The sequence below is a fragment of the Verrucomicrobiota bacterium genome, from assembly GCA_016871675.1.
Classification (GTDB): domain Bacteria; phylum Verrucomicrobiota; class Verrucomicrobiia; order Limisphaerales; family VHCN01; genus VHCN01.
This window is the reverse complement of sequence record VHCN01000011.1, coordinates 56,135-71,675: the sequence shown is the minus strand read 5'-3', so window position 1 is coordinate 71,675 and position 15,541 is coordinate 56,135. Positions and strand designations below refer to the sequence as shown.

General features: G+C 65.6%; 10 protein-coding genes. 1 reads left to right on the top strand and 9 read right to left on the bottom strand.

Translation table 11 applies throughout. From position 1 onward, the window contains the following. Positions 1-161: 161 nt before the first annotated feature. From FJ386_04310 to FJ386_04285, 6 genes are all read right to left on the bottom strand, one after another. Positions 162-1,037, bottom strand: a complete 876-nt coding sequence (locus FJ386_04310) for an alpha/beta hydrolase (protein ID MBM3875929.1) — start codon at positions 1,035-1,037, stop codon at positions 162-164. Positions 1,038-1,202: 165 nt separating this feature from the next. Beyond that, positions 1,203-5,525 carry a c-type cytochrome gene (locus FJ386_04305; GenBank protein ID MBM3875928.1) on the bottom strand — a complete coding sequence of 1,441 codons (4,323 nt, stop codon included), beginning with the start codon at positions 5,523-5,525 and terminating at the stop codon, positions 1,203-1,205. 13 nt (positions 5,526-5,538) lie between these two features. Further along, a complete protein-coding gene (recO, locus tag FJ386_04300) occupies positions 5,539-6,357 on the bottom strand; it encodes a DNA repair protein RecO (protein MBM3875927.1) in 819 nt (272 codons plus the stop codon). Then, entirely contained in the window at positions 6,183-6,683 is a 501-nt protein-coding gene (gene ybeY / locus FJ386_04295; GenBank protein ID MBM3875926.1) for an rRNA maturation RNase YbeY, read from the bottom strand. Before ybeY ends, recO begins: the two co-directional genes overlap by 175 nt. Positions 6,684-6,703: 20 nt before the next feature. Next, the gene (locus FJ386_04290) at positions 6,704-7,669 is read right to left on the bottom strand and encodes a PhoH family protein (GenBank protein ID MBM3875925.1); all 966 of its coding nucleotides are present in this window, start codon (positions 7,667-7,669) and stop codon (positions 6,704-6,706) included. A 75-nt stretch (positions 7,670-7,744) separates the two neighbouring features. Continuing rightward, entirely contained in the window at positions 7,745-8,230 is a 486-nt protein-coding gene (locus tag FJ386_04285; protein MBM3875924.1) for an HIT domain-containing protein, read from the bottom strand. Between the two features lie 91 nt (positions 8,231-8,321). Here FJ386_04285 and FJ386_04280 point away from each other — a divergent pair, with 91 nt between their 5' ends. Continuing rightward, positions 8,322-8,513, top strand: coding sequence for a hypothetical protein (locus FJ386_04280; protein MBM3875923.1), 192 nt, complete (start codon positions 8,322-8,324; stop codon positions 8,511-8,513). On the opposite strand, the gene FJ386_04275 is transcribed toward FJ386_04280, so the two are convergent. The 3 genes from FJ386_04275 to FJ386_04265 all read right to left on the bottom strand — a co-directional run bounded on the left by FJ386_04275 (position 8,490) and on the right by FJ386_04265 (position 15,533). Next, the gene (locus FJ386_04275) at positions 8,490-9,545 is read right to left on the bottom strand and encodes a hypothetical protein (GenBank protein MBM3875922.1); all 1,056 of its coding nucleotides are present in this window, start codon (positions 9,543-9,545) and stop codon (positions 8,490-8,492) included. The genes FJ386_04280 and FJ386_04275 overlap by 24 nt on opposite strands. Before the next feature lie 6 nt (positions 9,546-9,551). Further along, positions 9,552-11,210: a hypothetical protein gene (locus FJ386_04270; GenBank protein MBM3875921.1), complete on the bottom strand. Its 1,659-nt coding sequence runs from the start codon at positions 11,208-11,210 to the stop codon at positions 9,552-9,554. 135 nt (positions 11,211-11,345) lie between these two features. Beyond that, a complete protein-coding gene (locus tag FJ386_04265; GenBank protein MBM3875920.1) occupies positions 11,346-15,533 on the bottom strand; it encodes a PAS domain S-box protein in 4,188 nt (1,395 codons plus the stop codon). Positions 15,534-15,541: the final 8 nt, after the last annotated feature.

Genomic DNA, 15,541 nt, shown 5'->3' with positions numbered 1-15,541 from the left:
CGTTGCGGGTTGTAGCACTGCACGTCCCCATAGCCGAGGTCGTCGGCGAGGATGAGGATGATGTTCGGCCTGGCAGGCGCGGCGGAGACTTGGGATTGGCCGCACGCGAGCGCAACGAGCGCACAGGAGAACGCAAAGCAACCTTTCATTCGACGACGGCGCTATTTCTTCAAGCACTCGCCCACGAACGCGAACAACTCCTTGGTGGGGCTGTCATCGGTCACGCCGAGTTCGGCGTTGATGCGCGTGTGATTGGTCTCGCGCCCGCCGAAGGCCTTCGCGGTGACACCCGCCTCCTTGAGCACGGACTCGAAGCGGCGGGCCTGCGCTGAATTGTCCGGATGGTCGGCGACGTAAAGGATGAGGAACGGCGGAATGCCCCTGCCCTTTGTCGCGTGCGTGACGGCGGAGTAATCCCGGTGCAGCGCCGCGTCGTTGCCGAACTTGAGGCGATGGCCGTATTTCGGCATCGGCATGCCGTGGACGCGCAGGCGCGTCTCGGCGGTGTCGATCATGGCGGGGATGTCGTAAGTGTCGCCGTCCACGGGCACGCAGCCCTTGAGCGCGGAGAAGGGCACGCCCTCGGCCTTGAGGTAGCGGTCGTCCGTGCACATCAGCGCGGCGAGTTGCGCGCCGGCCGAGTGGCCCATCACGAGGATCCGGTTCGGATCGCCGCCGTGCTTCGCGATGTGCTTGTGCACCCAGCCAAGCGACTTTGCAACGTCCTGAAAAATCGTCCGCATCTCGACATCCGGCAGGAGCCGGTAATTGGTGGACACAAACACGAAGCCTTTCGCGACGAAGGTCTGCGGCTTGAGTTGAACGCTCCTCTTGTCGCCCGCCTGCCAGCCGCCACCGTGGATCCAAAAAACCACGGGCAGGTTTTTCGCGCCCGGTGGCGCGTAGATGTCGAGCACTTGCCGCTCATGCGCCGGCGCAGCGTAGGCGACATTGGCCGCCGTGGGAGGAATGGCAGGAACGTCCGCGACGGCGGCCCGCGCCACGGTGGCGGTGATCAAGAGGGACGGGGCAAGCAGATGGACGGGGGCCATTCTCATGACGGCAACCTTGGCAGGGAACAAGGCCGGTGAACAAGCCGAAGTTGCGCCGGGGCATCGCGTGGGACAGCTCGCGGGGTGGCGACGGCCTCGCGATCTTCACGACGAGCGCGGGCTCGCCGTTGGTGTTCACGTTGCGCAGTGTCACCGCTCACGGCCGGCTTTGAGGAACGCGATGAGGTCCGCCATCTCCTCCGGCGTGAGCATCCCTTCGAGTCCCTCGGGCATGAGCGAAATTTCCGAGGCGCGGATGCTCGCGATGTCCGAGCGCAACAGCGTTTCCTTCAATCCACCCGCCTGCATCACGGTCAGGCCCGTCGCCGTCTCGCCGGTGATGACCCCGCTGAACGAGCGGCCGTCTTTCGCCTCGACAAAGTAAGCGGTGAACCGTGGTTCAATGGCGGCATTCGGGTCGAGGATGGCCACGAGGAAATCCTGCGGGCTCTTGTCGGACAGCGCGGTGAGGCCGGGGCCGACCGCGTGGCCGTGGCCGCGGAGCATCTCGTGGCACTGCGCGCACTGCTTGTCGAAGATGGCCGTGCCCTTGACCGGGTCGCCCTTGAGCTTGGGCACTTCGGCGAACTTCGCGAGCGCCTCGGCGCGCGAGACGCGCGCCACGGGCACCAGCTTCGCGGCGCGGCCGGCAACCGAACTGTCCGGGCTTGCCGCCAGTTGTTGACGCGATTGCACCGGCACGTCGCCGGCGGAAACGACGCCCTTCTCCACGGCGTCGAGCAACGCGACCGTCCAGTCCGCCCGGGCCAGCAGCGCGGCGAGCATCGCGCTGCGAAGTGTCGGGGTCGCGCGCGGCCACGACGTGAGAAAGAGCCCGGGCACGTCCGCGGCTCCGATGCGGCCGAGGCTGGAGACTGCCGCCTGTTGGAGCGCGGGCGCGGCGCCCGGCTCAAGCAGGGAGCGCAGCGCGGCCGAGTCCGCCTCGTGTTGCGTTGGATCGCGGCCGAGGTAGCGAAGTGCCGCGAGCCGCGACTCGCCCGTCGCCTTGCCGTCCGCAAGCAGTTTGCGGGCGGCGGGCGCGAGTGAAGCGGCGAGTCCGGCCACGAGCTTTGACTGTTCGGCCGCGTGCAACGCGGCGCTCCGCCCCGTGCTCGTGGGCCGGCTGAGTCGTTCGAGGAACTGGCTGAACGCGACGAGCTGCCACTCCTCCGGCGATTCACCCGCGCGCAAGCCGAGCGCATCGGCGAGTTGTTTCGTGCGTTCCGGCGACGAGCCGATGGAGCCGGCGGCCGTGGATGTGAGCTGCGCGAGCAGTTCGTTGCGCGCGGGTGTGGTGGACTTCTCCTCGATGACAGACTTCATCACCGCGAATGGGTCGCGTGTGGCCGATGTCACCAGCGCCGCGCGCAACCAGCCGTCGTCGAAGCTCTGTTTCGCAAGGCGGCCAAGCGCGGCGGCGGCGCGGTCGTCGTCCCATTCGCCGAGGCTCAGCGCGAGTTGGAAGCGCACGCCGGGGTCGGGATCGTCCACGAGCCGCAACAGCGCGGCAATGACGGGCGGCGACTTCATGCGCTGCGGCTCGGCGAGGCGGACGGCTTCGCGGCGGACGCGCGGGTCGGCCGCGCCGAGCGCCTTGCCGAGCAGGTCGCGCGAGAGTTCGCCGAGCCCGTCGAGGATGGCGAGGCCCTGCACCTGCACGGCGGGGTTTGGGGTGCGGCCGATGAGTTCTTCGAGGGGCGAGACGGCGGCGGCATCGCGGCGCAGCAACAGTTGCTGATGCACGAGGTCGCGCGTCGTGCCGTTGGGCGTGTCGAGCGCGGCGACGAGTTGCGGCGTCGCGAGCCTCGTGAGGTCCACGACGGGGCGCAGTTTCTTCCCGCGTGGCACGATGCGATAGATGCGGCCCGCGTCGGCGCCGGCGCGGGCGTCAATCTCCGCCATGCGCCCGGGAGGAACCCAGCGCGGGTGCTCGATGAGGTAGCGATACATGTCCACGATCCACAGCGCACCATCGGGTCCGGTGCGGACTTGCGCGGGACGGAACCAGTTGTCGCGCGAGGCGAGGAACTCGGACGCCTTCTCGTCGTCCGCGCGGAAACCGCTCCACGTCGTGCCCGCCGGTTCGAGGCGGAGACGGTGGACCAGGTTATGCACCGGCTCGCAGATGAAGGCATTGCCGGAAAAGGTCGAGCCGAGCAGGTCGTCGCGATACAGCCCGAGGCCGCATGCGCTCGTGGTGCGGTTGGCTGAGTCGGGATTGTTGAAGCGCGCGAGCAGGCGGCTGATGGGGTAGAGGCGGTCGGAGTCGTTGTAGTAGGGGACACTGACGGCCGGATTCGGCGCGGGCACGAGCGGGTTCCGGCGGATGTAGTGGTCGGCGAGCGGGAAGTTCAGCAGCAGCTGGCTGTTGTTGCAGCCGAACCAGTTTCCGAAATCGTCGCGCACGCGGCCCTGCTGCGTCAGGCCGCTGACGGGCTCGAACACGCCGGTGAACGGATTGACGCGGAAGTCGCGGCCGCGGATGTCCACGCTTGCGGTGGCGGGCCTGCCGGTGAACGCGTGGCTCGAAGCCGTGCCGACGATCACGCCGCCGCGCGATCCGTTCGCGCCGTAGATCCAATTATCGAGCCCGAGGCTGAGCGAGTTCACGCGCGCCTGATAATTGTCCGTGATGAAACCGGTGAACACTTTCTCGACGCGGTCGGCGACGCCGTCGCCGTTGGTGTCCTCGGCGAAGATAATGTCCGGCGCGGCGCAGACGAGCACGCCCTTGCCCCACGCGGTGATACCGGTCGGGAACGGCAGGCCGTCGAGGAACACGGTCGCCTTGTCGAAGCGGCCGTCGCCTTTCGTGGATTCGAGCAGGCGCACGCGGCCGCCGGGTTTCCAGTGGCCGTCCATGCCCATCGGATAGTCGCGCATCTCGACGACCCAAAGCTTGCCGTCCGTGCCCCAGTCAATCGCCACGGGGTCGAGCACGAGCGGTTCGGCTGCGACAAGCTCGATGTCGAGGCCGGGCTTGGTCTTGAAGTAGCCGAGCGATTCGCCCGCGGTGCGCGGCGGCGGGAACTCGGCTTGTTTCGCCGTGAGCAGGAATTCCTCCGGCACCAGCTCGCGCACCGCGCCGATGATGAGGTCCTCGACCCCGGGCGCGAAGCGGGTCGGCCGGTCGTAATAGACCATCGCGCCGCCGCCCTCGTAGCCGCCTTCGGTGAGCACGCGCCGGGACGGGATGTAGCACGGCACGTCGTTCGCGTAGCCGTTCACCCACAGGCGGCGCGGGTCGAACTCCTCCTTGAGCCGCAGCGAATAATCCACCACGACCTCGCCGGGCAGGAAGACCATCGCGAGGTCGCCGCCGAAGCTCCACGCGGCGACGAGATACGGCAGGTGCGTGGGAATCTTTTCGCCGCGGTCGAGGCGCGCGAGGTTCTGCTTCGCGTGATACGCGGCGGGCGCGGCCTTTCCCGCGGCGAGCGCCTCCCATTCGGCGCGCGTGGGCAGTGGCGCGAAGGGCAGCTCGATGCGCTTCGTGCGCGCGGTGACGCGGCCGCCGACGGGCTTGAAGTTCCCGGCCAGGAGGCGCTTCACCTCGGCGGCGAGTTCCGCGCCGTGTTGCGTCGCGAGGTCGAGCGTGCCGCGTGGCTGCGGATTCGAGTCCGCGCCGCAACCGATCGCAATGAGCGCGGTCGCGCCGGGATGGTCGCGCTCAATGAAGTCGCCGGCGAAGGAAGCCCAGTCGCCGCAGACTTTGTTGAAGTCGCCGCCGAGCGTCGTGCAGTGGCAGGCGTAGTTCGCGAGCACGGCGCGGAGCCTGCCGTCGGGCGAGGTCACGCGGAGCAACGGCACGTCGTGGTCCACGGGCCCGGCCGGATTGCGGCGGTTCTTCGCGAAGCCGGCCTTGCCCTGCGCGAACGCGAGCTGCGCCGGTTCGCGGGCATTCAGCGCGGCGAGCGCGGCTTGTTCGAGCTTGTCGGCAAGCTCGCGCGTGTAGCGCTCGAGGTTCGGTCGGTGCCCGGCCGGGATGTCCATGCTGAACAAGTTCGGCAGCACACCCGCGAGCATCGGCGCGGAGTGCGTGTGCGAGGAGCAGATGGCGACGTGTCCGGCGGTGACCTTCGATTTCGTGGCGAGGCGGCGGATGAGTTCCTCGCGCATCGAGCCGGGCACGCCGCAGTTGTCCACGGTGAGCAGCAGCGCGGGGCCGTCCGCGTCGGAGCCGATGACGAGCGCCTTCACAAAAATGCGCTGCTCGACGCCGTCCGACTCCGTGCGCCGGTTGCCATAGCCGCTGAGCCGCACGGGAAAGTCCGGCGTGATGTCGACCTTCGCGACACCCACGGGCACGGGCGCGGGCGCGGCAGGGGCGAAGCAGGGCGCGCAGACTAGCGCCCCGGCGGCCAGCAGGAGGAGTCGGGCAGGCGTGCGCATGGCGGGACGTTGGGAGCGTGTCGGTCGTGGATTTGATTCGTCACCCGCGGATTTGGCGAGACTAATTGCCGGGTCTGGCATTTCCAGGAGCGCCTCAACCGTCCGCGAGTGCCGCGGCGCGGCCGGCGGGGAACTTGCCGAGGTGGTAGATCAGGAACCCGTGGAGGAATTGGCGCAGTTCGTGAACCTGCGCGGCTGACAGTTTCAGGGGCGAGAGCGCGGGCCAGTCGTCGCGCGCGAGGCGCTCGAGGATGAGCCGGCTTCCGGCGGAGAGGCTCGACTCGGCCGCGGCGGGCTTGAGGCCGAGCAGGTCGAGGAGTTTCAACTCGAACGCGAGCACCGTGCGGGGTTGCGGGGCGACGCGGTCCAGTTCCGCGACGAACCCCTGCATCAGGTCGAAACACCCGGGCAGCGGCGTGTCCATCTCCGTGGTCTGCTCGATGAGCGCGGCGCAGTAGGCGGCTTGCTGGAGAATGTGCAGGTTTTCGCGAAGGTGCGGGTGCGTGTCGCGCAGGCTCACCTCGCGCAGCGTGTGCAACTCGGACCGCCGGCTGCGCGCGAAGCTGAAGTCCGCGAGATAGAACAGGTCGAGCTTGCCGCGGAAGGTGGATTTCGGCCGGCGCGCCCCCTTTGCAACCGTCGCCACCCGGCCCTGCGCGGTCGTGAGCCAGTGCACGATGAGGCTCGTCTCGGTGAGCGGGCGCGTGCGAAGGATCAGGCCGGTGGCGGTTTCGGAGCTCACGATGTCGCGGTCGGTCTTGCGAGTGCGGCGAATGGGAAGCGGCGCGAAAGTTCGCGCACGAGGCGGTTTTCCTCGCGCTTCATCCGGCGCCGGCCGGTCGCGGAGTGGTCGTCGAAGCCGCGCAGGTGCAGGATGCCGTGGGCGATGTAGCGGACGAGCTCGGATTGCCACGAGGTGCGGAACACACGCGCCTGCGCGATCGCATCGGCGAGGCAGATGAAGAGTTCGCCGCGCAACGCCGCGGGACGCGAACCGGGGTGTTCGAAGGTGATGACATCCGTCGAGCCCGTGTGCCGGAGGAATCGTTCATTGACGCGCGCCATCTCGACGGCGCCGACGAGGTGGATGGCCAACTCGTAGTCACGACACTGCGCGAGATCGTGAAGCAGCGCGCGGACGACCCGGCGAAGCAGGCGGGTGTCCACACGCCGGAGGCGCTGGCGGTTGAGGATGGCGAACGCGGCGCGCGACGATTCGGAAGGCAAGGTGGCGCTCATTCCACGGGGCGCGGCGCGGGTCAGGCTTTGGGCGCCCCGCCGCGATGTTCCTCGTAAGCGGCGATGATGCGCTGCACGAGCGGGTGGCGGACGACATCGCGCTTCTGGAACTCAACGATGCGGATGCCGTCGATGGCGCGCAACGCGCGGAGGGCCTCGAGGAGGCCGGAGTGCTTGTGGCCGGGCAGGTCGATTTGCGTCGGGTCGCCGGTGATGACGGCCTTGGACGAGTGGCCGAGACGGGTGAGAAACATGAGCATCTGCTCGGCGGTGGAGTTTTGCGCCTCGTCGAAGATGATGAACGCGTGGTTGAGCGTGCGGCCGCGCATGTAGGCGAGCGGCGCGATTTCGATGGTGGCCCGCTCCATGTGTTTCTGGATTTCCTCGGCGGGAAGCATGTCGTGCAGCGCGTCGTGCAGCGGGCGGAGATACGGCGTGAGTTTCTCCTGCAAGTCGCCGGGAAGAAACCCGAGCGCCTCGCCTGCCTCGACCGCGGGGCGTGTCAGGATGATGCGCGACGCCTTGCCCTCGCGGAGCGCGGAGACGGCCATCGCCATGGCGAGGTAGGTCTTGCCCGTGCCCGCGGGACCGACGCCGAACGTGATGTCGTGTGCCTTGATCGCGGCGAGATACTGTTTCTGACCGACGGTCTTCGGGGCGACTTGCGCCTTTCGCGCCGAGGTGAGGATCTTGTCGTCGTGCAGGCTCCTGAGCGCGGCGATGCCGTCGTGCTTCACGACGTGGAGCGCGGCGGCGAACTCGCGGTTGCCGACGGGCGCGCCGGAGAGCAGCGCGTGCTCGAGGTGCATGAAGAGCTGCTTGGCGCGGAGCACCGATTCCTCCGCGCCTTCGAGGCTGATCCAGCCCTCGCGCGCCGTGGCCTTCACGCCGAGTTCGTTCTCGATGGACTTGAGATTTTTCGCGTCGTGATTGAAGAGCTGCTGCGCCTGCCGCGCGTTTTCGTAATGGAGGGTCTCAGTGGGCATGGGGGAATGCAAAGCGCGGAGTGCGGAGTGTGGAATGAACCGGATAGCCCTTGCGGGCGGGATTTGGAATCTCGGTCATGCAAGTGCGAAGCGGAGTTGGCCGGCAAGTTCCTCGAGCGCCTGCGGCACGACGCTGGTCTGGCCGAGCACGGGCATGAAGTTCGTGTCGCCGTTCCACCGGGGCACGATGTGGACGTGCAGATGCGCGGCGATGCCGGCGCCGGCGCAGGTTCCGAGATTGACGCCGATGTTGAATCCGTCCGGCTTCATCACGCGCGCGAGCGCGTTCTGACACCGGCGCGCGAGCAGCCAGAGGTCGGCAAGCTCGCCGTCGGTCAGGCCGTTGAAGTCGGGCACCTGCTTGTAGGGCACGACCATCACGTGGCCGCCGTTGTAGGGATAACGGTTGAGCACCGCAAAGCACGTGCGGTCGCGGACGATGACGAGGTTTGCCAGGTCGTCGCTTGACGCCGCGAGGCGCGCGAAAAGGGAGTCCTGCGCCGCGGCGTCTTTCGGCGCGAGGATGTATTGGATGCGCCACGGCGCGTGCAAGGCTTCCATGCGCGGAACGCTAGTCCGCAGGCCGCGCGAAGTCAAAGGCGCGACGGGCCGTCGTCCACCAGCAGGATTCTGGCATCGGAATGAGTCATGGGTGCCACCCCTTTCCGGGGACGCGGTCGTGATCGCGAACAACGCGCCGAACGCGCCTCGGGAGTTCATCAGCACCTTCGGGCTCACTCAACCCGGAAGCAGCGTGTCGCTGGTGGTGGTGGTCAAGACGACGACCGGCAACGAAAAGGCGAGCGCCCCGTGCCCGATCTCATTCGTCGAGATTACCGTTTGAAGCGTGGTGTCTTTGACGCCGCATTGCGCGCAAAACCGTGAAAAGCACCAGACCCAATCCGATGGCAATCGCAACTAATACAGGAACGGCTGGGAAACGGCCTCGATCAGAATCTCCGCTCACCTCTGCCGCTACAGCGAGGATTGGTTCAGGCGCAGGTTTCGCACTCGGACCCGAGGTTGCTGCCAAGCGATTACTCCGAAGATCGCGAGCATACTGGGTGAAAGCCCTTTGCCGATCGATAGCTTCAAGTATCCTCGGGAGGTGTCCGCCGTAGGGGTCGACGTTAGCCGGAGCGTTCGTCCCAGCTTCTCTAATCAGGTCTGAAGGGGTGAATTCAGGCGCGCGCGTCGCGCCATCAGCTTTGGCCTCTGTGATGCGGAACATTGCGGCACTGGTGCGCAGGACGACCGGCTCGTGATTCGTGGTTGCCACCCGACGGGACGCGGAGACGAAATATTGGCCCGGGACGGTCAAGTCGAACCCCCTCCGCAGGTCAAATTCGTAGGCGACCTGTTCAAACGGCTCCAGTTTCGTGGCGCCTACTCTCCCGATCTGACGGTTTCGGAGCGCCGTCGTCTCGGCGCGCTCTGTCACAGTGCGCTTATTTGCGTCTACAGCTGTGAATTCGAAGTCAATGAAGGCGTTCCGAGTGGGGACGCGGACTGCATGATTGTTGAGGTTTCGGACGAGTGCGAATCCGACGATAGGTTCCTCACTAGAGAATGTCTCTTTGGTAAATCGAAGCGAAACCTGATAGCCGGCATTCTCAAACCCCCAATTTCCATCTACGTCCTCGGTTGCAGGTTTGGACCACGCTTTGGTGAGTTGAGAGTTTCTTCGTTCGCGGTCCGCAGTCCACTTCACTGCACGCGGGTCAATGCTTGCCACCCACGGCTCGTTGAAGAAGAGGGTCTTGTAGCCGTCCCTCGGTGGATCGACGTCCGCTCCGAAGCCGACGCCTAGATATTGCACCAACAATATTCCGACGCAGAGCGAACCCTTGAACGACAGTTTGCAGCCGGCGATCATTGGTTCTTAAGGGATGATTGGTGGATCATCCGTCAGCCGTGTCCAAGTTGGATATTCTGTAGAGGCAGCATTCGAGTCTACGCCTTCGGTCAAGCAGAATGGGTCAAACACTGCGTTCACATTGCCGCGAATCAAGTTTCCACCGTAATGCCATGTTGTTTTCCACAGCGGAGCGGGCAAGTTGGCATCGCCGCGGGGTGTCCACAGGAGGTATGTATCAGCAGAGAACCACACCGCGACCTCCAAGTCGGCCGCCCGATAAGTCATGCCAGGACTGTCTGTAAATGCGCCTTCCGCGGCTCGTCCTGCCTCGCTTATTTCCAAAACGACCGAATCGAGTCCCGAAAAGAGTTCACTCGCGGTGCCAGCTGCGGTCGTCCTTGTTTCCAGATGAGAAGCCGTTTGAATCCACTGGCACTTGCCAGCTGCAAGCTCGCCACCAATTGTCCTTTGGAGCCAAAGCCCAGCACTTTGCGGCAAATTGTCCGGTTTGTGAGAACCAAGATGAATCCAGTTCTGGTCCGGTGGGACCCCGCCACTTCCCCAATAAATTGCGTCAAACGTCGTTTGCGCTATTTGCGGTGTGACCGTGGCTGTGGGTCGCGACACTACGATCGTCGCTGTCGCGGAGAACTTCCTGTTACCCCTTACAGTAACCTCACATTTGATCAGATTCGTGCTCGCTGTGAACCATGCAAAACTCTGAGTAGCATTGGTCTTTTCCGTTTCGGCGTAGAATCTCGGGCCTCCCGGGCTCCCGGGAGCGTGAACGTAGACGAATTCGACGATCTTATTCCCCGGCAGCGTCCAGAGGTAATTTGTTATCGGGGTCAGATTCTGGGTTACATCGACAGAGAGATTGACACGCGTTCCTATCCAAATCTTGTTTGTGCTATTCGGGAGGTAGCTGCGCGTCGTGCCCGTGATGTCAGTTCCGTCCAGAAGCAGGCGATGGCGTGCAGCTTGAACTGCAGCCGAAAACGTGAAGTCAGTGCAATCAGCGGCGATGGCGCCGGGAATAGTCTCGTTGTCCGTCCACACTTCGAAGGCGGCTCCGCCCTCGTCCAGTTGGTGGCCCATGATGCTGATGTTCGTCGAAGGCACGGGATCACCACTTGGGAACCGATTCACGCTTGCACCCAATTGAATCAAGACTTGATTGGTTGAGCCCGACTCGCCTCCCGTCTCCATCGCGAATTCAGTCCAAATGTTCGTCGTGCCAATCACAGGGCATTCCCGTATCAGTCCTGTCCCCTGCTCAATATGCAGCATAGTCCAATTGTTGGTGTGCCATACTCGTCCCCAAGTAAAACTTGGCGGCCCAATCTCCGACGGCGGGCTTGGATCCCCGTAGTCTGCGGGGCCAGTTGCGTGCATTTTTGAGTAGCTTTGCGAAGTGCCGGTCGTTGGGTTGTTCCAAGTCTTTGTAGTTCTCGTCACGGTCCAGTCGTTCGGCCCATTGCGGCTGGCTTCGACAGTTTCAGCTTCGCCGCCTGAGTAATCGCTCCACGTCAGCTTGGAAAATGAGAGATTTACGAGTGCACCAGTGTCGCTGAAGACCTCCTGCTTGTAGAGGTCGTTGTGGCTCGTCACCATGAACCGGGCATCTCCGGCATGGCCGAACAACGGCAGGCCGATGAGAACAAGGATGCCTGCGAGACGCACGACGCGGGTTGCGATCGAGGGGGGAAACGGGAAGGGTTGTGCATGGTGGTGCCTCCAAAAAGTTTAAACATGGTCGGGTTATCTACGACAGACACTGCGCCGACGGAGGTCGAAGTCAAGCGGGGAGCTGCCCCGCTACTTTTTCATTTCCTCCAGCAACACGGCTTCGACGCGATCGAACTCGATCAGGAGCTTTTCCATCACCACGGCGGCCTCGGTCATCGCGCCGGATTGGGCGTGGCGCTCGACTTCGGCGGACAGCGCGGCCATGGGCCGGGCGCCGAGGTTGTTTGCGCTTCCCTTGAGAGTGTGCGCCAGTTCGCGCAGCGCGGTGCCGTCGCCCTTCATCATGGAAGCGAGCATTTTGGCGAGGCGGTCAGGCGCGTCGTTGAGGAAGAGCCCGATCAAGTCGGCCACGGGATCGGGCTGGCCCGGTTCGCGCAGTTCGCGCAGGTGTTTGATGACCGTGAGGTCCAGCGCCTCGCCCGCGGACGCCGCCGCCGGGCTGCCGGGGCGGCCGCGGGCGCGGTTGCGCTGGAGGGCGGCTTCGAGTTCGAGCAAGTCCACGGGTTTGATCACGTAGTCGTCCATGCCGGCCGCGAGGCACTGTTCGCACTCCCCGGGCAGGGCGTTGGCGGTCAAGGCCACGATGTAAACGGGCGGGTTCGTCTTGCCCATTTGCACCGCGGCCTTCTCGCGCTCGCGCAGTTGTCGCGTGGCCTCGTAGCCGTCCATCACCGGCATGTGGCAGTCCATGAGGATGATCTCGTAAGGCTCGCGGGTGTGCGCGTCGATCGCGTCGCGGCCGTTGGCCACGGCGTGGGCGCGATAGCCGAGCTTCTCGAGTTGCAGCATCGCGACCTTGAGGTTCACGGCGTGATCCTCCGCGATGAGGATGCGCGTGGACTTTTGCGCGACGGGCGGCCGCGGGGACGCCGGGGTGTCCGCCGGTGCGGGCAGGGCGGCTGGTGCGAACTCGCCGGCGCTGCCCGTGCGGACTGCGTTGAGGCAGGCGAAGAGGCGCGCGCGCTTCACGGGCTTGAGCAGGCAGGCGTTCACGCCCGCGGCCTGGACCGCGGCGGGGTCGAGTTTCTCGCCGAGCGGCGCGAGCAGCACAAACTTCGGACCGCCCGCCGCGGATTCGGAACGCACGGCGCGGGCCAGTTCAAGCCCGTCCATGCGCGGCATCAGGAGGTCCGCGATGACCACGTCGAAAGTCCGCCCGGCGGCCGACCCGGAACGAAGCGCGGCGAGCGCGCCGTCTCCGTCCTGCACGGTCACGCTCTGCATCTGGAACGAGGCGGTGATCTGCTGGAGCACCTGCCGTTGCGCGGCGTTGTCGTCGGCGATGAGCGCGCGGAGTCCCTTCAAGTCGCCCGATGCCGCGGCGCGCGCGCTGTTGGCGCCGCCCTGGATTTCGAGCGGCAGGCTGAACCAGAAGGTGGAGCCGCGGCCCGGATCGCTCTCGACGCCGATCTGGCCGCCCATCAATTCCACCAGCTGCCGCGAGATCGCCAGTCCAAGGCCCGACCCGCCGAATCGCCGCGTGGTGGAGCCGTCGGCCTGGGTGAACGGCTGAAAGATCTTCTCCTGCGCCTCGGCGGGTATGCCGATGCCCGTGTCGTTCACGGCGAAGAGGATGACGACGCGGTTGGACAGGTCGCGCTCTTTGGTCACGCGGACGACCACCTCGCCGCGCTCGGTGAACTTGACGGCGTTGCCGATGAGGTTGATGAGCACCTGCCGGATGCGGCTCGGGTCGCCGCGGACGAGCACGGGGACTTCGTCCGGGACGAGCGACGCCAGTTCGAGGGACTTTGCGTGCGCGCGCTGGGCGAGCAACTCGACGGTGCTCTCGACGACTTCGCGCAGGTCGAAGTCGATGCACTCGAACGTGAGCTTGCCTGCCTCGATCTTCGAGAAGTCGAGGATGTCGTTGATGATGTTGAGGAGGGCGTAGGCGCTGGTGCGGATGGTCTGCGCGAAGTCCTGCTGTTGCGGCGAGAGTTCGGTGTCCAGGATCAGCCCGGTCATGCCGACGATGGCGTTCATCGGCGTGCGAATCTCGTGGCTCACCGCCGCGAGGAATTGCGACTTGATGCGGGCGGACTCGATCGCGGCGTCGCGCGCGACGGCGAGTTCCTTCTCGGTGCGGATGAGCGCAGTGACGTCACGCGAGATGCCGATGATGCCGGTGATCTCGCCGGCGCGGTTGCGGAGCGGGACCTTGGTGACGGAGGCCCAGATTTCCTCGCCGGACTGCGCGGTCTGCCGCTCGACCTTGTTGATCATGGGCTGCCCCGTGGACAGGAGCCGCTGTTCATCCGCGAAGTATTCGCGGGCGTTGGCCTCGGGGTGAAAGTCGAAGTCCGTCTTGCCGAGCACCTGGTCCGGATCGTCGAGCCCGAGCCGGCGCGCCATCGCGAGGCTGCAGCGCAGGAACCGGCTCTTGGTGTCCTTGAAGTAGATGCGGTCCGGGACGTTGTCGAAGAGCGAGCGCAGCAGGTCGCGCTCGAACGCAAGCTGTTCCTCCATTTCCTTGCGCTCGGTCACGTCCCAGAAAATCCCCTGGACCCCGATGACGTTTCCCTTGGCGTCGTAGAGCGGGGATTTGATCACCTGCACGAAGAACCGCCCGCGTTCGGGGGTGTGGTGCTCCTCGACCGCGTCGTAGGGGCGGCGCCGCTCCATCAACTCGCGGTCGTCCCGCTGATATTTCGCGGCGAGTTCCGGCGGGAAAAAGTCGTGGTCCGTGCGGCCGATGATCTCGTCGCGCGCGCGGCCAAGCGTCTCGCAGAAGCGCGGGTTGACGAACGTAAACTTCCCCTGCCGGTCCTTGCGGAACATGTTTTGCGGAAGGTTCTCGACGAGCGAATGGTAGAGCACCTTCGAGTCGCGAAGCGCCTCTTCCGCGCGCTTCCGCTCGGTGATGTCGTGGAAGATGCTCATGAGCAGCGGCACGCCGGATTCGATTTCCACGAAGGAGTTGCCCAGTTCCACGTCGAGCGTGCGGCCGTTGCGGAAGGTGACCTTCCGCTCCATGTGATGCTCGACGGTGTGCCGCAGGAACCGCTCGCGATAGCGCGCCAGCCGGCCGGGATTGTCGGGGTCGTTCTCGCCGTAAATCGCCGTGAACGGCCGGCCTTCGAGTTCGGCGGGCTTCATGCCGACCATCTCGCAGTAGGCCGGGTTCACCGCGCGCGTCACGCCGTCCTTGTCCGTCAGCCGCATGCCGTCGGCCGAGTTTTCCCAGATCGAGCGGAACCGCGCCTCCGACCGCTGCAGCGCCTCCTCGTGGCGCCTGCGCACGGTGATGTCCTCGACCGTGCCTTCGTAATAAAGCAGGCGTCCCGCGGCGTCGCGCACGGCGCGGGCGTTCTCGACGATCCACAGCACGTTTCCGCTTTGGTCGAAGATCTCCGATTCGAAGCCCGTGATCTCGTCCTGATGCTCCATCAGGCGGATGAACTCCGAGCGCCGCGCCGGGTTCACGTAGAGCTGCCGCGCCACGTCGCTGAACGAGGCGATGAGTTCCTCCGGCGAACTGAAGCCGTAAATCCGCGCGAGCTTCCGGTTGGCCGAGATGAACTTGCCCTCCGGCGACGTCTGGAAAATCCCCTCGCTGACATTCTCGAAGATGCTCCGATACTTTGACTCCGCCTGTCGCAGGGCTTCCTCCGTGCGCTCGTGGCCGTCGATGGACCGCGCCAGTTCGGCGATGTTGCGGCGCAGTTCGAGCTGGCTGATCGCCTGCCGGCTCAGGCTTCGCAGCGCCGACGATTGGTGAAACGTCAGCGTGGCCGGCTCCGGCCCCATCACGCACAACGTCCCGAGCACGTGACCCTGCGGCGAGACGAGCGGCACGCCCGCGTAAAACCGCACCGTTGGCGCGCCGACCACCATCGGGTCGTTCGCGAAGCGCTCGTCCTTCGCCGCGTCCGCCACCACCACAAGGTCGCGCTGCAACGCGGTCACCGTGCAAAAGGACACCTCGCGGGGCAGCTTCTCGGCGGGGATTCCATGGACGGACTTGAACCAGTGCCGGTCTGCGTCCATCAAGCTCAGCAGCGCGATCGGCGCGGCGCAAACCTGCGAAGCCAGCCGGGTCAGGTCGTCGAATGCCGGCTCCGGTGCCGTGTCGAGGACGTTGTATTGCCTTAGCGCCTTGAGGCGCTCGTCGTGCGATGGCGACGTCTGTGAGGCGTGGGTCGTCAAGCCTTGCGCTTCGCCAGGCCGGCGGGGGACGCGCGCCGACTCTACTGGACCCGCGCCGGATGAGAAGCGCGGAGTGGCGGGCACCGTGTGACGCTTTGACTTCGGCACGCGCCTGC